This is a genomic window from Stenotrophomonas sp. TWI819, from assembly GCF_039673075.1.
Lineage (GTDB): Bacteria > Pseudomonadota > Gammaproteobacteria > Xanthomonadales > Xanthomonadaceae > Stenotrophomonas > Stenotrophomonas rhizophila_B.
In genome coordinates, this window is the sequence record NZ_JBDJKY010000006.1 from 226301 (window position 1) to 252193 (window position 25893).

Annotated in this window: 23 protein-coding genes; 6 read left to right on the plus strand and 17 right to left on the minus strand. The window is 65.0% G+C overall.

What is annotated here, in order from left to right:
• Window position 1: 1 nt before the first annotated feature.
• Window positions 2–2131: a TonB-dependent receptor gene (locus tag ABE463_RS10680; RefSeq protein ID WP_346468148.1), complete on the minus strand. Its 2130-nt coding sequence runs from the start codon at window positions 2129–2131 to the stop codon at window positions 2–4.
• A 176-nt stretch (window positions 2132–2307) separates the two neighbouring features.
• Here ABE463_RS10680 and ABE463_RS10685 point away from each other — a divergent pair, with 176 nt between their 5' ends.
• The 3 genes from ABE463_RS10685 to ABE463_RS10695 all read left to right on the plus strand — a co-directional run bounded on the left by ABE463_RS10685 (window position 2308) and on the right by ABE463_RS10695 (window position 5478).
• The gene (locus tag ABE463_RS10685; protein ID WP_346468149.1) at window positions 2308–3510 is read left to right on the plus strand and encodes an amino acid aminotransferase; all 1203 of its coding nucleotides are present in this window, start codon (window positions 2308–2310) and stop codon (window positions 3508–3510) included.
• 131 nt (window positions 3511–3641) lie between these two features.
• A complete protein-coding gene (locus tag ABE463_RS10690; RefSeq protein ID WP_123730956.1) occupies window positions 3642–4658 on the plus strand; it encodes a class 1 fructose-bisphosphatase in 1017 nt (338 codons plus the stop codon).
• A 109-nt stretch (window positions 4659–4767) separates the two neighbouring features.
• Window positions 4768–5478, plus strand: a complete 711-nt coding sequence (locus ABE463_RS10695; protein ID WP_346468150.1) for a 2OG-Fe(II) oxygenase — start codon at window positions 4768–4770, stop codon at window positions 5476–5478.
• Here ABE463_RS10695 and ABE463_RS10700 read toward each other — a convergent pair whose 3' ends face one another.
• From ABE463_RS10700 to dnaA, 16 genes are all read right to left on the minus strand, one after another.
• On the minus strand, window positions 5479–5856 hold the full coding sequence (locus ABE463_RS10700; RefSeq protein ID WP_346468151.1) for a hypothetical protein: 378 nt from the start codon (window positions 5854–5856) through the stop codon (window positions 5479–5481).
• A 103-nt stretch (window positions 5857–5959) separates the two neighbouring features.
• Window positions 5960–7051 (minus strand): PA0069 family radical SAM protein, encoded by a 1092-nt coding sequence (locus ABE463_RS10705; RefSeq protein ID WP_346468152.1) that lies wholly within the window; start codon window positions 7049–7051, stop codon window positions 5960–5962.
• A 284-nt stretch (window positions 7052–7335) separates the two neighbouring features.
• Window positions 7336–8079 carry a pyridoxine 5'-phosphate synthase gene (locus ABE463_RS10710; protein WP_346468153.1) on the minus strand — a complete coding sequence of 248 codons (744 nt, stop codon included), beginning with the start codon at window positions 8077–8079 and terminating at the stop codon, window positions 7336–7338.
• Window positions 8080–8083: 4 nt separating this feature from the next.
• Window positions 8084–8344: a hypothetical protein gene (locus ABE463_RS10715; protein ID WP_070474188.1), complete on the minus strand. Its 261-nt coding sequence runs from the start codon at window positions 8342–8344 to the stop codon at window positions 8084–8086.
• Window positions 8345–8412: 68 nt separating this feature from the next.
• A complete protein-coding gene (gene cls / locus ABE463_RS10720; protein ID WP_152152796.1) occupies window positions 8413–9873 on the minus strand; it encodes a cardiolipin synthase in 1461 nt (486 codons plus the stop codon).
• Between the two features lie 115 nt (window positions 9874–9988).
• Entirely contained in the window at window positions 9989–10402 is a 414-nt protein-coding gene (locus ABE463_RS10725; protein WP_046272258.1) for a biopolymer transporter ExbD, read from the minus strand.
• Window positions 10403–10405: 3 nt separating this feature from the next.
• Window positions 10406–10831, minus strand: a complete 426-nt coding sequence (locus ABE463_RS10730) for a biopolymer transporter ExbD (protein WP_046272259.1) — start codon at window positions 10829–10831, stop codon at window positions 10406–10408.
• 57 nt (window positions 10832–10888) lie between these two features.
• Window positions 10889–11647, minus strand: a complete 759-nt coding sequence (gene exbB, locus ABE463_RS10735) for a TonB-system energizer ExbB (RefSeq protein WP_259260728.1) — start codon at window positions 11645–11647, stop codon at window positions 10889–10891.
• 86 nt (window positions 11648–11733) lie between these two features.
• Window positions 11734–12291, minus strand: a complete 558-nt coding sequence (locus ABE463_RS10740; RefSeq protein WP_259260794.1) for an energy transducer TonB — start codon at window positions 12289–12291, stop codon at window positions 11734–11736.
• A 256-nt stretch (window positions 12292–12547) separates the two neighbouring features.
• Window positions 12548–13741: a tetratricopeptide repeat protein gene (locus tag ABE463_RS10745; RefSeq protein ID WP_346468154.1), complete on the minus strand. Its 1194-nt coding sequence runs from the start codon at window positions 13739–13741 to the stop codon at window positions 12548–12550.
• A gap of 142 nt (window positions 13742–13883) precedes the next feature.
• Complete coding sequence (locus ABE463_RS10750) at window positions 13884–14690, minus strand: M48 family metallopeptidase (protein WP_259260731.1); 807 nt, start codon at window positions 14688–14690, stop codon at window positions 13884–13886.
• Window positions 14691–14762: 72 nt separating this feature from the next.
• The gene (locus ABE463_RS10755) at window positions 14763–15623 is read right to left on the minus strand and encodes a CPBP family intramembrane glutamic endopeptidase (RefSeq protein ID WP_346468155.1); all 861 of its coding nucleotides are present in this window, start codon (window positions 15621–15623) and stop codon (window positions 14763–14765) included.
• Between the two features lie 73 nt (window positions 15624–15696).
• Window positions 15697–18156, minus strand: a complete 2460-nt coding sequence (gene gyrB / locus ABE463_RS10760; protein ID WP_123730945.1) for a DNA topoisomerase (ATP-hydrolyzing) subunit B — start codon at window positions 18154–18156, stop codon at window positions 15697–15699.
• Window positions 18157–18269: 113 nt separating this feature from the next.
• Window positions 18270–19367, minus strand: a complete 1098-nt coding sequence (gene recF, locus ABE463_RS10765) for a DNA replication/repair protein RecF (protein WP_259260735.1) — start codon at window positions 19365–19367, stop codon at window positions 18270–18272.
• Window positions 19368–20515: 1148 nt separating this feature from the next.
• Window positions 20516–21616, minus strand: coding sequence for a DNA polymerase III subunit beta (gene dnaN, locus ABE463_RS10770; protein ID WP_346468156.1), 1101 nt, complete (start codon window positions 21614–21616; stop codon window positions 20516–20518).
• A gap of 276 nt (window positions 21617–21892) precedes the next feature.
• Window positions 21893–23227 (minus strand): chromosomal replication initiator protein DnaA, encoded by a 1335-nt coding sequence (dnaA, locus tag ABE463_RS10775; RefSeq protein ID WP_346468157.1) that lies wholly within the window; start codon window positions 23225–23227, stop codon window positions 21893–21895.
• A 253-nt stretch (window positions 23228–23480) separates the two neighbouring features.
• Here dnaA and rpmH point away from each other — a divergent pair, with 253 nt between their 5' ends.
• The 3 genes from rpmH to yidC are packed head-to-tail and all read left to right on the plus strand — an operon-like array spanning window position 23481 to window position 25815.
• Window positions 23481–23621 carry a 50S ribosomal protein L34 gene (gene rpmH, locus ABE463_RS10780; protein ID WP_006404565.1) on the plus strand — a complete coding sequence of 47 codons (141 nt, stop codon included), beginning with the start codon at window positions 23481–23483 and terminating at the stop codon, window positions 23619–23621.
• A gap of 5 nt (window positions 23622–23626) precedes the next feature.
• Complete coding sequence (gene rnpA, locus ABE463_RS10785) at window positions 23627–24118, plus strand: ribonuclease P protein component (RefSeq protein WP_346468158.1); 492 nt, start codon at window positions 23627–23629, stop codon at window positions 24116–24118.
• Entirely contained in the window at window positions 24118–25815 is a 1698-nt protein-coding gene (yidC, locus tag ABE463_RS10790; RefSeq protein ID WP_346468159.1) for a membrane protein insertase YidC, read from the plus strand. Before rnpA ends, yidC begins: the two co-directional genes overlap by 1 nt.
• The last annotated feature ends 78 nt before the right edge of the window (window positions 25816–25893 follow it).

The following is a 25893-nucleotide window of genomic DNA, read 5'->3' on the forward strand; positions in this document are numbered from 1 at the left end:
ATCAGGGCGCCCACTGCCACTGCAGCCCGACGTTGTAACGGCGGTCCGGGCCGGGTTCGAAGAAGCGCTGGTTGCCGTCGTTGACGATCACCGAGCCGATGTAGCGCTGGTCCAGGGCGTTGTCGATCCGGGCGAAGGCCCGCAGCGTGCCCTGCGCGGTGGTCCAGCGCCGCGATAGGTCCAGATTCAGCAGCGCGTAGCCCGGCGCGCGCTCGGTGGCCAGATCGTTGACCACGGTGTCGCTGGAGGCCACCACCTCGGCGGCCCAGTGCCACGGGCCCGGGCGGTACTGCACCCGCGCGTTCCACTGCTTCTTGGGTACACCCGGCAGGCGTGAGCCGGCGGTCACCGTGTTGCAGCCAGCGGCCGCGCACAGCGCATACGGATCACGCACGGTGGCTTCGATCCAGGTGTAGGCCAGCGAAAGATCCGCCTGCGCCCCCAGCGGCTGCACATAGCTGGCCTCCGCGCCCTGGCGGCGCGTGCGCCCGATGTTGCGGTAGGTGCTGCGGCCGCCGCTGTTGCTCGCCACGGCCAGCTCGTCATCGGTGTCGGCGCGGAACAGCGCGGCTTCGACCTGCGCGCCATTCTGTCCATGCCACTTGCTGCCGACTTCCAGGTTGCGGCTGCGGGCCGCCGAGAGATCCAGCGCCAGCCCGGCCTGGCCATCGGCGCGATAGCCGAGCTCGTTGAAGGTGGGCGTTTCGAAGCCGCGTCCGGCCGACGCGTACAGCCGCCACGCATCGCTGGCGCGGAACACCACGCCGGCCACCGGCGTGGTCGCTTCGTAGCGACGCGAACCGCTGTCGTCCGGATTGCCAGCGGTGATGTAGTGGTCGTTGGAGCGGAAACGGACCGTGCTGTGGCGCACCCCCAGCAGCAACGACCAACGCGGCGCCCACTGCCACCACGCCTGGGCGAACTGGTCCACGTTCTCGACCCGGTCGCTCTGGTCACGGCGCAGGCGGCCCTTGATGCCGACCTGATCCCCGACGAAGTTCTCGTAACCACGACGATCCTGCTGCTGACGGTCGGCATTGGCACCGATCACCACATCCAGCGGTCGACCGGCCCAGTCACCGTGCCACGCCCAGCGCGCGTCGAGACCACCATAGGCCCCGTCCAGATCGATCACCCCACCAGCGTGCAGCGGCGAGCTGAGCTGCGGCGCCGGCGGGATCGCTAGGTACTGCTCCACGCTGCGCTGGCCGGCATAGCCCATCGCACGCCAGGTCTGCGCGCCCTTGGTTCGGGTGAACACCAGCCCGGCCTGGGCCTGGCGCACGGATTTGCGGGTGTTGTACTGGGTGGCCACCGCGGTCGCCTGACGCGGGTTCTCGCGCACCTGGGCACGGGTGAGGCCGAGCGGATCCTGTGCGTCGGGCGCATCGAAGTAGTTCAGGACCAGATCCAGCTGGCCGCCGCCGACATCCGTGCCCAAGCGGGCGTTGACCGATTCGCGCCGGGCCTGGCTGTGATCGCGCCAGCCATCGGTGCGGAAGTGGTTGGCGGCGACGTTGTAGCGGATCGGCCCCTGCATGCCACGCAGCTGGGCGCCGGCGCTGAGGGTGTTGTCGCTGCCGGTATCCAGCCGCAGGCGCCACGGGTCGCCCTCGGTGCCGTCCGCGCTCCACACCTGCACCACGCCCCCAGAGGAGTTGCCGTACAGCGCCGAGAACGGCCCGCGCAGCACCTCCACGCGCTGCGCCGAGAGCAGGCTGGCGTGGGAGAGCTGGCCCTGGCCGTCGGGCATGGTGGCCGGCACACCGTCCACCAGCACCCGCACGCCGCGCACGCCGAACGTCGAGCGCGCGCCGAAGCCACGGATCGAGAGCTGGGTGTCCTGCGCATAGTTCTGCCGATCACGGGCAACCACCCCGGGAATGCCGTTGAGGGCCTCGGCGAGCTGGGCCAGCGGCCCGGTGCGGTCCTCGTCCACCCAGACCGTGGTCAGCGAGGCCGGCAGATCGATATCGGCCACCTGCGCCACGCGCGCGGCCTGGACCTGGACCGTGGGCAGCCGCTCGATCGAGGCAGCGGGGGCGGGGGTGTTCTGGGCCTGCGCCAGCGATGGCAGCAACACGGCCGAGGCCAGCGCACAGTGGCGGGCCAGCGGGGTAAGACGGAGCATGCGGGGCGGGATCCTCGGTAAATGGGCGTGCCGCACGCCATGGTACGGAAGGTGACGTGACGACAGCCTCGGCGCCCTCTGCAGGGCTTTGTTACGATGGGTCGGTTTTGGCTGATTCTGCCGCCAACGCCGCGTCGCGCCACCCTCCCCCTTCCGTCATCCGAATGAGTACCGCCGTGTCCTTCTTTGCAAATGTGGAACTGGTCCCAGGCGACCCGATCCTGGGCCTGACCGAGGCTTACAACGCCGACAGCCGCCCGATCAAGGTCAACCTGGGCGTGGGCATCTATTACGACGAGAGCGGCCGCATCCCGCTGCTCCGCGCCGTGAACACGATCGAACAGCAGCTGGCCAATGACGCCAAACCGCGCGGCTACCTGCCGATCGACGGTCTGCCGGCCTACAACCAGGCCACCCGCGAGCTGGTCTTCGGCAAGGATTCGCCGCTGCTGGCCGCCGGCCGCGTGGCCACCTCGCAGACCATCGGCGGCAGCGGTGCGCTGCGCATCGGCGCGGACCTGCTGCACAAGCTGCTGCCGCACGCCACCATCGCCATCAGCAACCCGAGCTGGGAAAACCATCGCGCGGTGTTCGGCGCGGCCGGCTTCGACGTGGTCGATTACACCTACTTCGATGCCGCCACCCATGGCGTGGACTTCGACGGCATGCTGGCCGACCTCGGCAAGCTGCAGCCGGGCACCGTGGTGCTGCTGCACGCGTGCTGCCACAACCCGACCGGTGCCGACCTCACCGTCGCGCAGTGGAAGCAGGTGGCCGAGCTGCTGAAGGATCGCCAGCTGTTCCCGTTCATCGACATGGCCTACCAGGGCTTCGACAAGGGCATCAGCGAAGACGGCGCCGCCGTGCGCATCATCGCCGAGGCCGGCATCGACAGCTTCGTGGTCGCCAACTCGTACTCCAAGTCGTTCTCGCTGTATGGCGAGCGCATTGGCGCGCTGTCGGTGGTCGCCCCGGACGCGAACGCGGCCAAGGCCGTGCAGTCGCAGGTCAAGCGCATCATCCGCACGATCTACTCCAGCCCGTCCAACCACGGCGCTGCGCTGGTGGCCGGTGTGCTCAACAGCGTCGAGCTGCGCCAGGTGTGGGAAGCGGAACTGACGCAGATGCGTGAGCGTATCCACGCCCTGCGCCATGGTCTGGTGGAGAACCTGGTCGCCGCCGGCGCACCGGAGTACGCCTTCATCAACGACCAGGCCGGCATGTTCTCGTACTCGGGCCTGAGCCGCGCCCAGGTGGACCGCCTGCGTGACGAGTTCGCGATCTACGCCGTCGGCACCGGCCGCATCTGCGTGGCCGCACTCAACCAGGGCAACCTGGAGTACGTGGCCAAGGCCGTGGCGACCGTCAGCAAGGGCTGAGCTCCATTGCCCCGGTGAAGCAGAACGGCCGCCCTGCGCGGCCGTTCTGCTATGCGGTGCCGCCCGCGCCTCGTAATGGCTCCGGCGAAGGGCGACAATAGGCGCTTCCCCTCTGAAGGCCGCCTGATTCCATGTCCCAGACGTCGCTGACCCGCTATCTGATCGAAGAGCAACATGCCGGCCGCATCAACGCCGATCTACGCCAGCTGATCGCTGTCGTCGCCCGCGCCTGCACCAGCATCTCCATCGCGGTCAGCAAGGGCGCGCTGGGCGGTGTGCTCGGCGAAGCCGGTACCGGCAACGTGCAGGGCGAAGCGCAGAAGAAGCTGGACGTGATCAGCAACGAGATCCTGCTGGAAGCCAACGCCTGGGGCGGCCACCTCGCCGCCTGCGCCTCGGAAGAAATGGATCACTGCCAGCCGGTGCCCGACACCTACCCGCGCGGTGACTTCCTGCTGCTGTTCGATCCCCTCGATGGCAGCTCCAACATCGACGTCAACGTGTCGGTCGGCACCATCTTCTCGGTGCTGCGCTGCCCGCCGGGCACCGAGCAGCCCAGCGATGCCAGCTTCCTGCAGCCGGGCACCGCGCAGGTCGCGGCCGGCTACTGCATCTACGGGCCGAGCACGCAGATGGTGCTCACCGTCGGCCACGGCACGCACGCGTTCACCCTGGACCGCGAGAAGGGCGAGTTCGTGCTGACCACGCCGGACATGCAGATCCCGGCGGACACCCAGGAATTCGCGATCAACATGTCCAACCAGCGGCATTGGGAAACTCCAATGCAGGGCTACGTGCAGGACCTGCTGGCCGGCAAGGAAGGCGCGCGCGGCAAGAACTTCAACATGCGCTGGATCGCCAGCATGGTCGCCGACGTGCATCGCATCCTGACCCGCGGCGGCATTTTCATCTACCCGTGGGACACCAAGGATCCGTCCAAGGCCGGCAAGCTGCGCCTGATGTACGAAGCCAACCCGATGGGCCTGCTGGTCGAACAGGCCGGCGGCGCCGCCACCACCGGCCGCGAGCGCATTCTCGACATCCAGCCCGATCAGCTGCACCAGCGCGTGCCGGTCTTCCTCGGCTCGCGCAATGAAGTGGAAGAAGCCACCCGTTATCACCGCGAACACGACAGCGCGGCAGGTTGATTTCCTACACAGGGCTGGCCGATCGGTCAGCCCTGTTGTTACGTGGCAACGGCGTGACATCGGCCACGGCAGCGGTCACCATCGGCCACTCGTGCCCACGGACGATCCCATGACTGCCGACGCGCCGCTCGATTTCATCGAAGTAATCCACAACGCCGTCCCCAACGAGGTCTGCGCGGCCCTGCAGGCCCAGATGCGATCCAGTGCGCAGTTGCAGCCGGGCGAAGTGGGCAGCGGTGTGTTCCCGGAACTCAAGCACAGCAAGGATCTTCGCATCAGCGGGCGCCCCGAGTGGCGACAGGCGGAAGCGGTGCTGCAGCAGGCGGTTTTCAAGGGTTTGCTGACTTATCTACGCCGTTATCCACAGGCCCTGATCTCGCCGTTGATGTTGCAGATCCAGGACAGCGACGGCCAACCGCGCCGGTTGGCCGCCGAGGATTTCCCCGACATGGACGACGCCACGCTGTCCGACCTGGCCCGCACCTGCCTGCGGCCCGGTGCCATCAATCTGCAATGGTATGCGGCGGGCGAGGGCGGCTATCCATACTGGCACTGCGAGCTGTACCCACGCGATCCGGCCGGCGAAACACTGCACCGCCACCTGCTGTGGACGCTCTACCTCAACGACGATTTCGATGCGGGCGAAACCGAGTTCCTGTTCCAGGGCCGCAAGGTCGCGCCGAGCACGGGCAGCCTGTTGATCGCACCGACCGCGTTCACCCATACGCACCGGGGCAACCGGCCGCAGGGTGGGGACAAGTTCATTGCGACGAGCTGGATTCTTTTCCAGAGTGCTCAGAAATTATTTGGTGGGAACTGATCAGCGCGCCCACACCAGCAACACAGCACCGACCACCACCAGCACGGCCAACACCATCACCGTGATCAGCACATTGCGCCCGGTGCGCTTCGCCTTCGCCTTCAACCCGGCCAGCACGTCCAGATCGAGATAGAGACGATCAGCGCCCGCGTCGCGGATGACGCCGTTGTCGCGGTAGTACTTCAGCGCTACCTGCAATGCAGGGTCGATGCTGTCCGCCGCGATCGCGCTCTGCGGCGACAGCGCCTGATGGCCGGTGAAGTGTGCGATCAACGCGTCGCGCTGCTGCTGCACCGCGGCGGTGATGGCGGCGGTGATGGCGGCGTTGATCGCGATGTTGGCCGCGTTCGACGCGGCCGAGGTGGCTGCCGATGACATGTGGTTCCCCCTGGATATCCGATATGGACGTCAGGCCACCGCGGCGCGGTGCCTTGGCCCGATTGTTGGGCGGGCGCGCCCTAAAGTCCATCGGGGCCGCTGACTAGAACAACGAGCCCTGCGGTGACTCCGCCCGCGGCGGCAACGGCCGCAGGAAGCGGGTGCAGTCCAGCTTCGGCCAGTGGCTGTGCTGCGCATCGAAGCCCAGGCGCTTGCGGGCCAGCTTGAAGCGGTTGGACAGCAGATCCGCGTAGACGCCTTCGCCGCGCATGCGCGTGCCGAACTGGCTGTTGTAATCCTTGCCACCGCGCAGCTGGTTGATGGTGCTCATCACGTGCGTGGCGCGGTCCGGATGGTGGGTGTCGAGCCAATCGCGGAACAGCGGCGCCACTTCCAGCGGCAGCCGAAGCAGCACGTAGCCGGCGGTGGTGGCACCGGCATCGTGGGCGGCCTCGAGTACGGCTTCCAGTTCGGCATCGTTGATCCACGGGATCACCGGCGCGACCATCACCCCGACCGGGATGCCGGCGTCGCTCAGGCGACGCATCGCGCGCAACCGTGCATGCGGGGCCGAGGCGCGCGGTTCCAGCTTTGCCGACAGATGCGGGTCCAGCGAGGTCACCGAGAAGTGCACGCTGACCAGTTGCTTTTCGGCCAGCGGCGCAAGCAGGTCGATGTCGCGCTCGACCAGCGCGTTCTTGGTGATCAGCGAGAAGGGATGCTGGGTTTCCAGCATCACCTCGATCAGCTGGCGGGTCAGTTTGAGCTTGCGCTCGATCGGCTGGTAGGCGTCGGTGTTGATGCCCAGCGCGATCGGCTGCGGCACGTAGCCGGGGCGCGAGAACTCCTTGCGCAGCAGCTGCGGCGCATTGGTCTTGGCGAACAGCTTGGTCTCGAAGTCCAGCCCGGGCGAGAGATTGAGATAGGCGTGCGAGGGCCGGGCAAAACAGTACGAGCACCCGTGCTCGCAACCGCGGTACGGATTGACCGACTGGCTGAAGCCGACGTCCGGCGACTTGTTGCGGCTGATGATGCTGCGCGCGGTCTCGGCGCGCACTTCGGTACGCAGCCGCGGCGCGGCGAACTCCTCGCTCTCGTCCGGCGCCCAGCCGTCGTCCATCGCTTCGCTGACGGTGACCTCGAAGCGGCCCGCCAGGTGCGTGCGGGAGCCCCGGCCTTTGATCGCAATACCCATCGTCAAAGGCTATCGCCGGGACGTCTCAGGGAATGAGACGTTGTGGCATCGGAACGGCGGGGATGGGAGATATCCATGGTTAGTAGTATTACTAACCACAGGGGCGATTGGAAGTGAAACCCGCGCCGGATAAGGGTCGCCGGAGGTGGGGACCGATTTGATCCCCCAGATTATCCACAGGGTCAGGGCGCGTGCCTGGCGTGCCATGTCACCCGGCGGCTGAGCCGACCAGCGGTCGGCTCCTACCGGATGCGGCGCGCCTTACGTGGCAGGGGTGCGCCGCATCACAGCAGCCGCAGATACCCCTTCACCGTGGCATCCAGCCCGGCGTACAGCGCCTCGCTGATCAGGGCGTGGCCGATCGAGACTTCCAGCACGTCCGGCACCGCCTGCAGGAACGCCGCCAGGTTGTCCTGCGACAGGTCGTGCCCGGCGTTGACGCCCAGGCCGGCCGCCTGGGCGCGGCTGGCGGCATCGGCAAACACCGCCAGCATGGCGGAGGCATCGCCGGCGGCATGCGCCTCGGCGTAGGGGCCGGTGTAGAGCTCCACGCGGTCGGCACCGATGGCCGCGGCCTGGGCGATGTCGGCATTGCCCGCGTCCACGAACAGGCTGACCCGGCAGCCATACGCCTTCAACTCGGCGATCAGCGGGCGCAGGCGCTGCGCATCACGGCCGAAGTCGAAGCCATGGTCGGAAGTGAGCTGCCCGTCGCCGTCCGGCACCAGGGTGGCCTGGGCGGGACGGGTCTGCGCGCACAGCGGCAGCAGACCGGGGTAACCCTCACGCGGGGGCGCGAACGGGTTGCCCTCGATGTTGAACTCCACGCCTCGCTCGGCCGTCAGCGCAGACAGCGCCAGCACGTCCTCGGCGTGGATGTGGCGGCGGTCCGGGCGCGGGTGCACGGTGATGCCGTGCGCGCCGGCATCCAGGCAGGTACGGGCGGCCTGCAGTACGTCCGGGTCGGTGCCACCCCGCGAGTTGCGCAGGACGGCGATCTTGTTCACGTTGACGCTGAGTTGGGTCATGGCACTACGAGGGGTCGGATTCGCCCTGAGCGGCCGGGGTACGCGCCTGGAGGGCGAGCTCCCGCAGCCGACGGAGTTCGTTGGGATCGGTGATGGCCGCGCGGGTGGGCTGCACATCGCCGAAGCGGGCCACGTAAAGGCCGCGGACCCACGCCAGCAGGAACACCAGGGTGCCCAGCAGCGACAGCGCCATCAGCCCCATGTGGGGGGTCTTGAGCGCCATGCCGAAACAGGCCAGCGCGAACAGCAGGAACAGCCAGTACATGTCGTTCTCCCCGATTGACCGGGCCAGTGTAGCGCTGGCGCCCGGTGCGGTTCCACGGGAAGTGACGGCTACAGCAGCGGCGAGGCCAGGCGGGCGAACGCCTCGGGCACACGGTGCCGCCACAGCGAACGCTGGCGGTCGTTGTAGACCGGTGAGGCGCTGCTGTATTCGGCCAGCAGGATCTCGGCCAGCGCGGCAACGCGGCCGGTATCGCTGATCATCATCGAGAGCTCGAAGTTGAGCCGGAAGCTGCGGTGATCGAAGTTGGCACTGCCGACGATGCAGACGTCGTCATCGGCGATGAAGGCCTTGGTGTGCAGCATGCGCGGGCCGTACTCGTAGATCTTGACCCCGGCCTGCAGCAGCTCGTCGAAGTAGGAGCGGGCGGCCTGGGTGACGAACCAGGAGTCGCTCATTTTCGGCACCAGCAGACGCACGTCCAACCCACCGAGTGCGGCCGACGTCAGTGCCATGCGTGCGGCTTCGCCCGGGACGAAGTAGGGCGTCACCAGCCAGACGCGCTCCTTCGCTTCGTGGATCGCCGCCACATGCAGCCGGTGGATGGTCTCCCACGACGAATCCGGACCGGACACCAGCACCTGCGCATTGATGCTGCCCTCGCTGCGGCTGGGCATGGTCTCCGGCCACAACTGCGCGATGTTGAAGCGCGCCGGCTCCTGGCCGGTGGCGTAGATCCAGTCCTCGATGAAGACCAGCTGCAGGCTGCGCACCACATGGCCACGCAGGCGCATGTGCAGGTCGCGATACGCATCCGGGCGGACGCTCTCGTCTTCCTCATCGGTGATGTTGATGCCACCGGTGAACGCCTGCAGGCCATCGATGATGACCAGCTTGCGGTGCGTGCGCAGGTTCAACCACGGCCGCTTGAACGGCTTGAGCAGCTGCCGGGGATGGAACCACACCACTTCGGCACCGGCATCCAGCAGCGGCTGCAGGAAGCGCTTGCGGATGGATGACGAACCAACCGCATCCAGCAGCAGCCGCACGCGTACACCGGCAGCGGCACGCTCGGTCAGCGCATCGCGCAGCGCGGTGCCGGCGTGGTCCGGATTGAAGATGTAGTACTCCAGGTGCAGGTGATCCTGCGCCTTGGCCACGGCCGCGAGCAGCGCGCTGTAGGTGGCCGCACCGTCGACCAGCCACTCCACTTCGGTGGCCGAGCTGGGTGACAGCCCGGTCGTGGCCTGGGCGATCTTGGCCAGCTCGGTGCAGTCCGCGTCCGGTGGGCAGACGCTGCTGTAGTGCTCCATGCCCGAGCGCGAACGACCGCGGCGCAGGCGTTGCCGTTTCACCTTCTGCGGGCCGAGCAGGTAATAGATGAAGAGCCCGAGGTAGGGCAGGGCAGCCAGCGACAGGATCCAGCTCAACGTGGCGACCGGCTCGCGCTTCTGCAGCATGATCCAGCCGGTCAGCCACAGCAGATAGAGAATGTAGGCCGCCACCATCAGGGGGCGCAGGTGGGGGATGGCATCGAGCCAGTCCCCGAAGACGTCGAAGGTTGCGAGCATGGCCGGATGATAGCGGGCGGCGTGGCGATGGCGCGTATCCACGGCCGGCGGCACAAAAAAAACGCCCCTGTTTCCAGGGGCGTTTTCCAGTCGCGTCATGACTGCGTCTTGCGTATTACTGCTGTACGAAGCCGATCTTCTTCATCTGAGCATTCTTCGCGGCAGCCAACACCTTGGCCATCACGTCGTACTCGGAGTCCGGGCTGGCATCGATGCGCAGTTCCGGCTGGTTGGTCGGATCGCGCTGCACTTCCTGTTCCATACGCTGCTGCAGTTCGCCCACAGCCACCGGGCTGTTGTTCCACGACACCTGGTTGCTGGCGTCCACCTTCAGCTCGATCGGCGGCGGCGGTTCGACCGTCACCGGCGGTGGGTTGAGCACGCGCTGCGGCAGGTCAACGGCGATCGGGTACGTCATGATCGGCGCGGTGACGATGAAGATGATCAGCAGCACCAGCATCACGTCCACCAGGGGCGTGACGTTGATGTCGGCCATGGGGCCTTTGTTACCACCAGTACTGAACGCCATGGCTTACTGCCCCTTTACTTTGGTGGCGACGAAGCCCACGTCGAGCATGCCCTGTTCCTGCGCGACCTTCGTCATCTCATTGATGACGCGCATCTTGGTGGTGCGATCACCACGCAGGTTGAGGGGCGGCTGCGGGGTCTGCTGGGCGGCGGTCGCCAAGCGCGACTCAAGAGTCTGCTTGTCGATTTCCTCGTCGTTCCAGTAGATCGAGCCGTCTTCCTTGACTGCCAAGGTGATCGGGCTCGCCCGCTTTTCAGCGTCTTCCGGATTCTGCACCAGGTTGGCCTCAGGCAGATCCACCTTGACCTTGTGGGACATCAGGGGCGCCGTGATGATGAAGATGATCAGCAGCACCAGCATCACGTCCACGAGGGGCGTAACGTTGATGTCGGCCATGGGGCCGCCGCTGTTACCACTACTGAAAGCCATAACGGGCTCCGTCTAGATCGTGTTGACTACGTTCTCGCTGGGTGACGCGCGTCGCTATTAGCGAACGCGCGAACCGGTGGCGAAGAAGTCGTGCAGGTCGTGAGCGAACGTATCGAACTTGCTGATCGTGGCGCTGTTGATCTTGCTGAAGAAGTTGAAGGCGAACACGGCCGGGATAGCCACGAACAGACCGATGGCGGTCATGATCAGTGCTTCACCCACCGGGCCGGCAACGGCGTCGATCGAGGCGGAACCGGTGGCACCGATCTTGATCAGCGCGCCGTAGATGCCCCACACCGTACCCAGCAGACCCACGAACGGAGCGGTTGCGCCGACGGTGGCCAGCAGGGTCATGCCCGACTGCAGGTTGTTGCTTTCGCGGGTCACGGCCTGACGCAGGGCGCGATCGACGAACTCCGAACGGCTCAGGTTTTCACCCAGGCCACCGGTGGCGCCGCCTTCCGAACGCTGGTGGTGCGCAGCAGCCTGTGCAGCGTCCAGAGCGATCTTGGAGAAGGGTTCCGAAGCCGGCTGTTCTTCCATCGCACGGATGGCGTCCTGGGCGTTCGGGGTATCCCAGAACAGGCTCACGACCTTGTCGGCAGCAGCCTTCAGACGGGAAGCACGGAAGATGTTGATGACGGTCCAGTACCAGGACATGGCCGACATGATGATCAGGGTCAGCAGCACGACCCAGGAGACGGCGAAGTCACCCGGCTGGGTGGTCATCTCGTGGATCAGGTGCTCGAAGCCCATCTGCGACAGGGCGTTGGAGTTGCCCCCGGCAGCAGCGGCGATGAAAAGTTCCTGCAGCATGACGCTTACCTTTGTTGTGTGTGGTGATAAAGGGTATTGCTAGAAATAACCGGTAGAAGCGGTGGCCGGCGGGCCACCGCCCACTATCAGTTCAGCGCAAAGTTGACCGGGACGCGAACGCGACCTGCGACCTTCTTCCCGCCCGATTCCGCGGAACGGAAGCTCCACTTGCGAGCTGCTTCCATGGCGGCGCGATCGAGGTCACGGTTACGGCTGGACTTCTCGACCGACACATTGGTGACGTTGCCATTGGCATCGACATCAATGATCAGGATGACTTCACCCTGGATACCAGCACGGAACGCGGCCGGCGGGTAACGCGGGGGGTTCATGTTCTTCGACGAGATGTCGACGCTTGCCTCAATGGTGCTCGGCGGCTGCGGCGGCGACGGCGGCGAAGGCGGCGTGACGATGTCGGTCGGACGCGGGTCCGGGATATCGACCACTGGGGCCTGCGGCGGCGGCGGAACCGGGGACGGCTTCGGCGGCGACAGGTTTTTCACCGGCGGCGGCGGGGTGTCATCCGGCGGCGGCGGCGGCGGCGGCGGTGGGGGCGGCGGCGGAGCGTCGACCAGGGTCACCATGATGTTGCGTTCTTTCTCCGCAGCGGCCTTGGGGGCCACAGCCGGGATCAAAAGCATCATGAAGGCGGCGAGATGCAGTGCGATTACAAAAGCGATACCCACGATACGCGGCCAGGAGAGGCCGGTGTCATCGCGTTGTTCGTACCTGTGAACGACTAGTTGTTCCGTCATGCGCCAAGAGCTCATTAGTGGGGCCGGGTACCCGAGGACAGGTAGCCCATGATCAGCGGTGCATGACACCGCAGGAACCTCCAAGCTTATACCAATCCTGAGCGCCTGCGCATCACTAATGCAGGCGTTCAGGCGTTATTCCTACTTACTTCAGGTTGATGATTTTCTTGGCATCCGCCTGGTTCTTCACACCCTTCGCCAGCGCCTGCTGGGCGGCCTGCCTAGCCTCCGGGATGCGACCTTCCGAATGCAGCACGCGTGCCAGATTCAGGTAGGTCTCACCGTCCTTGGAAAGCGGGGCAGCCTTCTGCCACGCCTCGATCGCCTTGTTTGCCTGCGGCGGATCCGAGTAGTAGTACGCCTGGGCCAGCGCCAGGTACACCTGATAATCAGGCTTCAGGATGTTTTTCTGCAAGCCATCATTGATAACGGCAATGACGTCCTTTTCTTTGTTCTCACTGTTGGCGTAGATCGAGTAGAGCTGCTTGTACTCGCGCTCGTCGGTCAGCTGGCCGGCGCTGTAGAGCTTGCCCATGATCGCGCCCGCCTGGTCCATCTGGTCGGCCTGCATGTACATGCTGGCCAGGTTCAGCTGGGCCTTCTTGTCGTTCGGGTTCTTGGCGGCGAGCGCCTCGGCCTGCTTGACCGCTTCACCGGTCTGGCCCGCTTCGGCCATGGCGGCCATCAGCAGCTGGTTCCAGCTGTCCTTCGGCTCGGTCGCGCCGGCGATGGCCTGCTGCAGCACCGGGATCGCTTCGGCGTAGCGCTCGGCCTGGTACAGCGCCTGACCCTTGGCCACGAGCTCTTCCGGCTTGGTGGACTTGGTTTCGGCGAAGTACTTGTCCAGCGTCGCCAGGCCTTCGTTGATCTGGTCGTCCTGCAGCTGCAGCTGGCCCAGCATCAGCATCGACTGGTAGTGGCCGTTGTTGTCCAGGCCACCGAGCTGCAACACCTGCTCAAGGTACTTCTTGGCAGCGGCGACGTCGTCGAGCTGATAGGCAGCCTGCGAGGCAAGCTGCGCGGCCAGTGACTTGTCGTAGTTATTGGCGGCGGGATTGGCCAGAACTTCGTCGGCCTGCGCGCGCGTCTCCGGGAACTTCTGGTCGTTGTAGCTGTCAATCAGCTTCTGCAGCTTCGGGCCGACCTTGGGCGACGACTTCTGCTCCGGCTCCTGACGGGTCGCGTTCGGGTAGAGCACTTCGGCCTTCGCCTGCTTGCCGCCGCGGTTGCCACGTTCCGACGAGCGGGACTGGGCGAACGCATCGGTGACCATGGCGCCACCAATAGCGGTCGCGATGAGGACGGAAAGGACGGCTTGCTTGTGGTTGCTGAAAATCATCTTTCACCTCGATCGAACCGCCGCGGCGGCATCAAAACGGACTGTCAGAAAAATCTGAGCCGCCAAACGTATCAGAAACTGATGGCGTGAGAAATCGTTTCCGATGCTGCAATACAGCATCTTTTGGTCGTATCCGGGCGCATCAACCGCACTTTGGCCTGCGCCCGGCCGCTTGGGCTTGTTGGTATACACCACTCAGGGACGGCGCGTCTCGCTGCAGTTCACGGATGCGGTTGGCGGGGTCGGGGTGGGTGGACAGCCATTGGGGCGAGCGCCCGCCGCTGGCGGCCATCATGTTCTGCCACAGATCCACCGCCTGGGCGGGATTGAAGCCGGCCTCGGCCATCAACCGCTGACCGACGATATCCGCCTCGCTTTCCTGGGTCCGCGACCCGGGCAGCAGGAAGGCGGCCTGGGCGCCAGCGCCACCGAGCTGGCTGACGGTACTGGCCGCGCCCTCACCGTAGGCGGCGCCCGCCAGCGCGCCCAGAACCGACAAGCCGGTCTGCGCGCCCATCTGACGGGTGAGGCGTTCTTCGTGGTGCCGCGAGATGACGTGGCCGATTTCATGGCCGATCACGGCAGCCAGCTGATCCTGGTTTTTGGCGACGGTGAAGATGCCGGTATTGACCCCGACCTTACCGCCGGGCAGGGCGAACGCGTTGGGCTCCTTGTCGACCATCAGCGCCGTTTCCCACCGTACGCCACGGTACTGAGCAGGCAGCTGGGCGACCAGCGCATTCACTACGCACTGCACGTAGGCGTTCTGCTTCGGATCGGTACTGAGCGTGCCTTTGGATTTGGTTTCAGTGAACGCCTGCGCGCCCAGCTGATCCAGTTCGGCCTGCGAGACACCGCCGACCATCTGACGACGGCCGGTTGGCGAGGTGGTGGTGGCGCACGCGCTCACCAGCATGGCAATGGCAATTCCCAACAGCACTGGTTTCATGTGCGCTCCCCCGTGTTCATGTAGGCAGTGTGGAACGTGGCGACGTAAATTTTCGTCAAGCCGCGTGATCGATCATTGCACGCCGAGAAACATCAGCGCTGCCAGGGCGATGCCGTTGTTCAGTGCATGCGCGGCGATCGGCGCCCACAGAGTGCCGGTGCGTTGGTAGAGCCAGGCAAAGGCGGCGCCCATGCCGCCGTAGACCAGCCACAACTGGGCGATTTCCCATGGGCCGTTGGCGCTGGTGCCGGGGATTTCATGCACCAGCGCAAAGGCCAGGCTGCTCAGCACGATGCCCAGCACAGGGCGACCCGCCTGCCAGAGGCGGCCGAACAGCACGCGGCGGAACAACAGCTCTTCATACGCAGGGGCGAGCACCACAGCGAACAGCGCGAGAAACCATGGGAAGCGCGTCATCGCCTGTTCCATCAGCGCCAGGTTGGTCGGCACCGGTTCGATGCCCGCCTGCTTGGCCAGCCACGCGATCAGGTTGCTGCCGATGATTACACCGGTGGCGACCAACAACGTCCAGCCCCAGGTCGAGGGGCGGCCTGCGGCCTGGAAGGACAACGCACGTTCGGCGGGCGTGGCCCGGCGGCGGAAGAAGTACAGCACCAGCGCAGCGCCGCCGGTAGCGCTCAGCGCCATCAGGATCTGGGCGAGGGCACCGGGTTGGCCCAGCTGCTGGGTAAGGCCGGCTACGGCGGAGGCATCGGCGCCGTCGCGAGCCGCTTGGTACCCGATGATCGCACCGCGATACAGCCCCCAGATCAGGCCACCGATCAGACTCAGTGACAACAGGACTGCGATGCCGATGCCCAGATCGATGAAGAATCCCGCGAGCGGGGAGCCCGGTTTACGCGGTGACGACGGGACGGCGGGAGGCAGCGGAGGCAGCGGAGGCGTCATGGACGCCGGGGGGGTAGCAGACATCGGATTCCTGGCATCGGGGAGCGGTGGCCGGCCGGATGCAGGTCGCATCCGGGCCGGCCCTTCCCCGATTGTGTCAGATATCCAGGTTGGCGACCTTCAGCGCATTGTCTTCGATGAAGTCGCGGCGCGGTTCCACCACGTCGCCCATCAGCGTGCTGAAGATCTGATCGGCGGCCACGGCATCTTCGATCCGCACCTGGAGCAGGCGGCGGGTGTCGGGATTGACCGTGGTGTCCCACAACTGCTCGGGATTCATTTCACCCAGACCCTTGAATCGCTGGATCTGGCGGCCCTTCTTGGCCTCATCCAGCAACCAGTTGCGCGCCTCGGCGAAGCTGCCGATCTCGGCCGACTTGGCACCGCGGCTGATCTTCGCACCGGCACGGACCAGGCCGTGCAGCAGCAGGGAAGACTGGTGCAGGGCACGCAGTTCGCCGGTTTCAAATGCGCCCAGCGGCAGCACCTGGATCAGCTGTTCGCCCATGTGGCGACGCGTGACCAGCACAGCGGCGGGACGCTCGTCGGTGGGTTCCTGCAGTTCCAGCGTATAGCGCGGCGAGCCGAGGCTGCCCTGGTTGAGGCGGGTTGCCAGCGCGGCCAGACCTTCGTTGGCGCCGGCCTTGCGCAGGTGCTCCAGATCCATCGGCGTGAAATCGATCAGTGCTTCGAGCACCTGGCGATCATAGCGATGGCCGTTGCGCGCGATGGTTTCCTGCGCCGAGGCGTAGGAGAGCAGCAGCTTCTCCAAGGCCACGCCTTCGATGCCCGGCTCGCTTTCGGCGGGGATCAACGAAGCGTTCTCCACCGCACTGCTGGCCAGGTACGCGTCCAGCGCCGGATCATCCTTCAGGTACAGCTCCTGCTTGCCCTGCTTGATCTTGTACAGCGGCGGCAGGCCGATGTAGATGTGGCCGCGCTCGATCAGCTCCGGCATCTGACGGTAGAAGAAGGTCAACAGCAGCGTACGGATGTGCGCGCCGTCGACGTCGGCATCGGTCATGATGATGATGCGGTGGTAACGCAGCTTGTCCGGGTTGTACTCGTCCCGACCGATGCCGGTGCCCAGCGCGGTGATCAGCGTACCGACCTGATCCGAGGCGAGCATGCGGTCGAAGCGGGCACGTTCCACGTTGAGGATCTTGCCGCGCAGCGGCAGCACCGCCTGGTTCTTGCGGTTGCGGCCCTGCTTGGCCGAGCCACCTGCCGAGTCACCCTCGACGATGAACAACTCGGACAGCGCCGGATCCTTTTCCTGGCAGTCGGCCAGCTTGCCCGGCAGGCCGGCAATATCCAGCGCGCCCTTGCGGCGGGTCAGATCGCGCGCCTTGCGCGCCGCTTCACGTGCACGCGCCGCGTCCACGATCTTGCCGGCGATCGCCTTGGCTTCGTTCGGGTTTTCCTGCAGGAATTCTTCCAGGCGCTGGCCGAAGGCACTTTCCACCGCCGGGCGCACATCCGAACTGACCAGCTTTTCCTTGGTCTGGCTGGAGAAGCTCGGGTCCGGCACCTTCACCGACAGCACCGCGATCATGCCTTCGCGCATGTCATCGCCGGTCAGGTTGATCTTGGCCTGCTTGGCGATGCCGTTCTGCTCGATGTAGTTGTTGAGCACACGGGTCAGCGCGCCGCGGAAGCCGGCCAGATGGGTACCGCCGTCCTTCTGCGGAATGTTGTTGGTGAAGCAGTACATCGTTTCCTGGTAGGAATCGGTCCACTGCAGCGCCACGTCCACCACGATGCCGTTGGACTCGCCGGTCACCGAGATCACGTTCGGGTGCAGCGGCGTCTTCAGCTGCGCCAGATGCTCCACGAAACTACGGATGCCGCCTTCGTAATGGAAGTCATCGCGGCGGCCATCGCCGCGCTCGTCGACCAGCACGATCTTGACGCCGGAGTTGAGGAAGGACAGTTCGCGCAGACGGCGGGCCAGGATGTCGTAGTGGAATTCCACGTTGTCGTGGAAGGCCTTCACCGACGGCCAGAAGCGCAGCGTGGTGCCGCGCTTGGTGCTGGCTTCGACCTGCTTGAGCGAGTTGACCGCGGCACCATCAGCGAATTCCTGCTGGTAGTGGAAGCCGCCCTGGTAGATATCCAGGACCAGCTTCTGCGACAGCGCATTGACCACGCTGACACCCACACCGTGCAGACCGCCGGAGACCTTGTAGCTGTTGTCGTCGAACTTGCCGCCGGCATGCAGGACCGTCATCACGACCTCGGCCGCGGACACTTCGCGGTCGAGCTTCTTGCTCATCTGCTCGTGCTTGCCGGTCGGGATGCCGCGACCGTTGTCCGAGACCGACACCGAGCCATCGGCGTGGATCATGACCGAGACATTGTCGGCGTGGCCGGCCAAGGCTTCATCGATGGAGTTGTCGACGACCTCGAACACCATGTGGTGCAGACCGGTACCGTCATGGACGTCGCCGATGTACATACCAGGACGCTTGCGGACAGCCTCGAGGCCTTCCAGGGCGGTGATGCTGTTGGCGTCGTAGTTGCCGCTGTTTGCGGGGATGTTCTGTTCTTCAGTCATTGCGCTTGCCGTAGGCTCCGCAGGTCGGGCCGCCGCGGTGAGGCGGGGCGCCGAGTAATAAGGGGTTGCAACAGCAATTATACCAGCCGGGCACCGTGGCCCCTGGGGGACCACTATGGCACAGGCAGGACCTGTCCATGTTCCACGTGGAACCGGGTGATATCTGTCGCGTCGACCAGCGCCGCCGGTACCTCGGTGGCGGTAATGAAGATCTGCGCCGGGCCGGCCTTCAGCCGTTCCAGCACCCGCGCCTGGTGATGCCGGTCCAGCTCTGAAGACAGATCGTCCAACGCGATCACCGGCCACTCGCCACGCTGCTCGGCATAGTCCTCGGCCTGCGCCAGCAGGCAGGTAAGGGCGGTCAGCTTGGCTTGGCCACGCGAGAGTGCATCCCGGCCCGGAATGGTCTCGAATCCGACGCTCCAGTCCGCCCGGTGCGGACCGACCGAGGTATAGCCGGCCATGCGGTCACGTTCCCGGGCCAAAAGCAGGGCATCCGACAGCGATACCTCCTGCTTCCGCCAGCCAGGGCTGAGACTGAGTGACTGGATTCCCAGATTCGGGGCCAAGACGGCCGCCAGTTCCACGGTTCGTTCCTGCAGCCGCTCCAGGTAGTGCTGGCGGCGGGTGGTCAGCGGTTCGCCGGCCTCCGCGAGCTCGCGATCCCATGCATCCAGCGCGTGCGGATGCCCACCTTGTTTGAGCAGGGCGTTACGCTGCTTCAGGGCCCGCGAGTACCGCCGCCACAGACCCATGAAGTCTGGTTCCACGTGGAACAAACCCCAATCCAGGAAGCGTCGGCGGGGCTCGCCACCGCCGCTTACCAGCGCATGGCTACCGGGTTCGAAGGTCACGACCGCCAGTGCGGCACAAAGCGTCCCGAGCTGAGCGACATCTTCCCCGTCCAGTCGGCCTTTCCATTCCTGGCCGCTGTGGCGAAGCCCGGCCTTGCGACGGGTCGGGGTATCGGCACCTTCGCGCTGCTCATCCCATTCCACGAACACATCCAGCGCCTCCCGGCCCTGTCGCACCAGGCCATCCCGGACACGGCCGCGAAAACTGCGCCCGTACGCCATGACGTGCAACGCCTCCAGGACACTGGTCTTGCCGGCGCCATTGTCACCGGTAATCAGGTTGATGCCCGGTTGTGGTGCCAGTTCGACGGTATCGAAGCGGCGGACCTGGTGCAGGGACAAACGGCGGATGTGCATGCGGACGATCAACGCCGCACGGGGCGGCAGAGGGGTAGGGGAATCGATCAGCTTACTGCATTGCCCCGGTTCCACGTGGCCGGATGCGCCGCGCGCCGCGAGTGGGTACCGGACCCGTCGCCGAAGGCGGAAGGAGCGGATCGGCCTGTCCCGGTGTTCCGCGCGGTGGCGGCTCGGTCTGCCATGCGTCCATTTCGGGTGGCGCCAACGGTCATTGGGCCAGACAAGCCGGATGTCGGCCGCCGACGTCAGCGCCGCGGCCAGGACCGCCACGTGAAACCTCCGTTTACCGCCGCATGGCCCGCCGGAGGGGTTGAATTTCTTCAAATCTGCGACCTGCGCAGCACTGAGGTGCTGCAGATTTCAACGAATTCGCACCGTTTTTTGCCCGCCTTGCGAGCGAGGACGCGGCCGGTGCCCTGTTTTTTTTTAAATCTGGAGGTGAGGTTCAATCGCCCCAGCGTAGAACCCGAGCAACGCGCGCAGACCCAAACGAGACTGTCCACACCCGCTCTGTATGGCTTATGCACAGCCTCTGGGCAATCTGTGGATAAAAAAGGCCTCTTGAACTGCCTCGAAAGATATCCACAGGATCACCCCCAGGCTCAGACCCTGTTTTACCGGGGGTTTCGAGCCTATATTCTTCTTTAAAACCAACCACTTAACCTACTTTTCAACCAAATCTGGCCCTACCACCACCACCAAGCTTTAGATTTATATACAGTTTTTAAAAGCATAGAGCTGTGATCCAGCGGTCAAAACGCCGGGTACCGCAGTGCTTCGGAGCCGACGAGCAATTCGCGCCTTTGGCTCGGTTGACGCATGCAGAATCGACACGCACAGCAGCGGTCCATCGCCAGTCATCCGCTGACCCCGCGGGTGCCGCACCAACCGAAGGACCAGGGGCGCAAAACGGGGTCATCACCTCTTGGGGCTCGTTTCCCAACCGCCGACTCGCTGCTTGGCATCGGTCTCACGAGAGTTGGGCTGGGTCGGCAAAGGATCAGACGAACAGTCCGGCTACAGCCAAAGCTCAACCGCAAAACAAATGCTCCACGTGGAACATCGTTCTCCCGCCCAAAAAGAAACCCGGCAATGCCGGGCTTCTCAACACCACTCGGTTCCACGTGGAACCTGCACGTCTCCGGTCAGAGACGCAGCGGCATCACCACATGACGCGACTTCTCGCTGCTGGCCTCACGGACCAGGGCAGAGGAGTTCGAATCGCGCAGCTGGATCACGACATGCTCGTCGCGCAGGGCGGACAACGCGTCCAGCAGGTAGTTCACGTTGAAGCCAATGGCCAGATCGCTGACCGTGGTATCGGCCTCGATCTCTTCCTGGGCTTCTTCCTGCTCCGGGTTGTGCGCGCTGATCTTCAGGTTGCCCGGCGAGACTTCCACGCGGATGCCGCGGTACTTCTCGTTGGACAAAATCGCGGCGCGCTGCAGCGAGGCACGCAGGGCTTCGCGATCCACCTTCACTTCGCGGTCGGCACCGATCGGAATCACGGCCTCGTAATCCGGGAAGCGACCGTCGATCAGCTTCGAGGTGAAGGTCACATCGTCGCGCTTGACGCGAACGTGGCTGCGGCCGACTTCCAGCTCGATCTCGCGATCGCCGCTTTCCAGCAGGCGCTGCAGCTCGGTCACGCCCTTGCGCGGCACGATGATCTGACGCTTGGCGGCGCTGGCTTTTTCCAGCTCGGTTTCGCACAGCGCCAGGCGGTGACCGTCGGTCGCCACGGTACGCAGGGCATCGCCACGCAGGTCGAACAGCAGGCCGTTGAGGTAGTAGCGCACGTCCTGCTGTGCCATCGCGAACGCGGTGCGTTCGATCAGTTCCTTCAGGGTCGCTTCGCCGATGGCCACGCGCTCGGTCGCTTCGACTTCGTCGACAGACGGGAAGTCGTTGGCCGGCAACGTTGCCAGGGTGAAGCGGCTGCGCCCGGCCTGCACGGTGATCTTGTCACCGGTCTGCGAGACGGTGATCCGGCTGCCGTCAGGCAGGGCGCGGATGATCTCGAACAGCTTGCGGGCGGGGATGGTGGTCTCGCCGTCCTGGGCATCTTCCACCGCGATCCGCGACACCATTTCCACTTCCAGGTCCGTGCCGGTCAGCGACAGCTGTCCGTTCTGGACCTGAACCAGGAAATTAGCCAGAACCGGCAGGGTCTGGCGGCGTTCGACCACGTTGACGACTTGTGCCAACGGCTTGAGAAAGGCTTCGCGCTGCAGTGTGAAACGCATGTGGTTCCGTGCCCCTATGCTTTAAAAAAATGTGGAATAAATCAAAAGCTTGGTGGTGCTGGTAGGGCCAGAATCGCGGGAAAACACGACTAAGCCTTTGTAAACATTAGGGTTTTTGACCGCGAAACCCTCTGCATTACTAGCCCCCAAGGGGTGGGGAAAGGTGTGGATAACTTTACCGTCGAATCCGCCGGCTTTTTTATCCACAACCTATACCTCGCTTACTACCGGATTCTGCACCGTTTTATGCGATGACGCCTTAGCGGCGTACATGCATCATTCGCTCAACTTCCGGATCAGCTTGTCCCAGTCTTCCCGCAACTTGCCGTCCGCTTCCATCAACGTCCGGATCTGCCGGCAGGCATGCAGCACCGTGGTGTGGTCCCGGCCGGCAAAGGCGTCGCCGATTTCCGGCAGGCTGTGCTCGGTCAGTTCCTTGGTCAGGGCCATGGCAACCTGACGGGGACGGGCCAGCGACCGGGTACGACGCTTGGACAGCAGATCCTTGATCTGCAGCCCGTAGTAGTCGGCCACGGTTTTCTGGATGTTGGGAATGCTGATCGCCTGCTGCTGGGCGCGAAGCAGGTCGCGCAGGGTTTCCTGGGCGAAATCAGTGGTGATCGCACGGCCGGTGAAGTTGGCGCGTGCGGCCAGGGTATTCAACGCACCTTCGAGGTCGCGGACATTGGAGCGCATCTTCTTGGCAATCAGAAACGCCACATCGTCGGGGATATCGGTGCCACGCTCACGAGCCTTGGCCAGCACGATCGCTGCGCGCGTCTCGAAGTCCGGCGGCTCGATCGCCACCGACAGGCCCCAGGCCAGTCGCGACTTCAGCCGTGCTTCCAGCCCCTCGACTTCGCGCGGGTACCGGTCGCAGGTCAGGATGATCTGCTGCTTGCCGTCGAACAGGGCGTTGAACGTATGGAAGAACTCTTCCTGGGTACGGTCTTTGCCGGCGAAGAACTGGATGTCATCGATCAGCAGCGCGTCCACCTGCTGGAACTGGCGCTTGAACTGGTCCATGGTTTTTTCCTGCAGCGCACGGATCATCGCGCTGAAGAACTGTTCCGAACGCAGGTACAGCACCTTGGCCGCCGGGTTGGCCTGACGCATCGCATTGCCGGCCGCGAACATCAGATGGGTCTTGCCCAGGCCGGTCCCGCCGTACAGCAGCAATGGGTTGTGGGCCCGGTCGCCCGGCTTCTGCGCCGCCTGGAACGCCGCGGCCAGACCCAGCTGGTTGCTGCGGCCTTCCACGAAGTTGGCGAAGGTGTAGTGCGAATCCATGTTGCCGGCGAAGGGCACCAGGGGTTCGGCCGGCGCCGCCGGTGCGGACAGGCCCGGAATCGGCCCGATCTGCGCCTCTACCGGACGCGGACGCGAGCCGATTTCAAGAAAAACGTCGCCGAAACCGGCGAAGTGCGCCAGCAGTTCCTTGATGCGCGGCAGATACAGCTCGCGCACCTGGTCGACGATGAAGGCGTTTGGCGCATAAAGCACCAGGCTGTCCGCGCGCAGATCTGCCTGCAGCGGCTTCAACCAGGTGTGAACATCCTCGGGCGGAAACTCCGCTTCGAGGCGTTCGAGAGAACGAGACCAGGCATCCATCGGCAATAATCGTCTGGGGCCAGCGGATAGGCGAACAAAAGCGCCGCACCGCAGGCCGGAAGGGGGGAAGAATGGATGGCGCAGACTACCACCGACGAGGGGGGCCGGGAATGGTTGTCCCAAAGTTATTCACAAAACGATCCACAGCTATTGCACAGCCCGGTGAATTCCCTTAGTGACAGACACTTGACGGGACCTCAATGAGGTCTATAGAATTTCCGGTTCTTTCCGTCCCCTTCATATAGAGGCCCGCATGGCCACCAAGCGCACTTTCCAACCCAGCAACCTCAAGCGTAAGCGCGACCATGGCTTCCGTGCCCGTATGAAGACCGCTGACGGCCGCAAGATCCTGTCGCGTCGCCGCGCCAAGGGCCGTAAAGTCCTGAGCGCTTGATTGCAATGCCGCTTTCCGCGGCAGACGCAATCCTGACTGTGAGCAGTTCCGACCCGTGCAAGCGATTTCCTCGCTCTGCGCGGGTTCGTACGCGTGCCGAATATACAACGGTCTTCAACGGCGCCCGCCGTGTATCCGATCCGCTGATGACCCTGCACTGGCTGAAGAGCGATACGCCAGCCAGGTTGGGTCTTGCGGTGTCGCGCAAAGTCGATCCCCGAGCCGTGGGTCGCAACCGAGTGAAGCGTGTGCTGCGCGATGCCACACGCCACGTACGGCCGTGGATGAGTGCCGGCGATTACGTCGTCGTTGCCCGCAGTGCCGCCCGTACCGCCAGCAATTCAGATATCCGCCAGGCGTTTGAACGCCTGTTGCGCCGCCTTGGCGCATTGCCCATGCCGGGCGCGGACGGCACAATGCCGCCGCCCCTGGGCGTTGCACCCCTTTCCCAGTCCGAGCCGGCATTGCGTGCCGGCCCCGTCGAGCCTGCACGCTGATGAACCAGACCCGCGTTTTCCTGATTTTTGCCTGGCTGATGGTGGCCGTGTTGCTGTGGATGGAGTGGGGCCGCGATAAAGCCGCGCCGCCGACCCCGGCCGTGGCCACCCAGACTACCCAGGCCAGCGTGCCGGGTGCGGCTGCCGGGAGCATCCCCGGTGCGCCCGTGCCCCAGGCAGACGGTTCCCTGCCGGCGGCACAGCCGGCCGCACAGACCGAGGCCGGTCCGGCCCGCGTGACCATCACCACCGACGTCCTGCGTCTGGTGCTGGACGGTGGCACGGTGCTGGATGCCGAGCTGCTGCAGTTCCCGCAGACCAAGGAAGAAGGCAGCCCGCCGGTCCGCTTGCTGACTGAAGAAGCGACCCACCCGTACCGCGCGGTGAGTGGCTGGATCAGCGAAGACAAGACCATGCCGGTGCCGGCCGCCAACGGCTTCAAGCTGGTCGGTGACAACCACGACTTCGTGCTGGCCAAGGGCCAGGACGAGGTCACGGTGCCGTTCGAATGGACCGGCCCGAACGGCGTGACCATCCGCCGCACCTACTCGCTGGGTCGCAACGAGTACGCGATCACGGTGAAGGATGAAGTGGTTAACGGCGGCAGCGCCCCGTGGAGCGGCTACGTGTTCCGCACCCTGGACCGCACCCCGACCATCCTCTCGCGCAGCATGACCAACCCGGACTCGTTCAGCTTCAACGGCGCGACCTGGTTCAGCCCGCAGGACGGTTACGAGCGTCGCGCGTTCAAGGATTACCTGGACGACGGCCACCTCAACCGCACCATCACCGGCGGCTGGCTGGCGATGCTGCAGCACCACTTCTTCACCGCGTGGATTCCGCAGGCCGACCAGGCCGCGCAGTACTCGCTGGCGCAGAACAACGGCCGCGACCAGATCGAATCTCGTGGCCCGGCCTTCACCGTGGCCCCGGGCCAGCAGGTCAGCACCGAAGCCCGCCTGTGGGTCGGCCCGAAGCTGGTCAACCTGATCGCCAAGGAAGACGTGAAGGGCCTGGACCGCGTGGTCGACTACAGCCGCTTCTCGCTGATGGCGATCATCGGCCAGGGCCTGTTCTGGGTCCTCAACCAGGTCCACAAGGTCGTCAACAACTGGGGCTGGGCGATCGTCGGCCTGGTGGTGCTGCTGAAGCTGGTGCTGTATCCGCTCTCGGCCGTGCAGTACAAGTCCGGTGCCAAGATGCGCCGCTTCCAGCCGCGCATCGCGCAGCTCAAGGAACGCTATGGCGATGACCGCCAGAAGTTCCAGACCGCGATGATGGAGCTGTACAAGAAAGAGAAGATCAACCCGATGGGCGGCTGTCTGCCGATCCTCATCCAGATGCCGATCTTCTTCGCGCTGTACTGGGTGCTGGTGGAATCGGTGGAACTGCGCCAGGCCCCGTGGCTGGGCTGGATCCAGGATCTGACCGCACGTGACCCGTACTTCATCCTGCCGGTGATCAACGTGGCGGTGATGTGGGCCACCCAGAAGCTGACTCCGGCGCCGGGCATGGACCCGATGCAGGCCAAGATGATGCAGCTGATGCCGCTGGTGTTCGGCGTCATGATGGCCTTCATGCCGTCCGGTCTGGTGCTGTACTGGGTCGTCAACGGTGGCCTGGGCCTGCTCCAGCAGTGGTGGATGACCAAGCGTCATGGCAGCGATCCGCTGCCGGTCGTCACCGCCAAGAAGTGAGCCACACAGGAGACCCGCCGCAAGGCGGGTTTCCTGCATCTGCGGCCCGGCCAACCGTGCGGTCCGTAGAATGCCCCC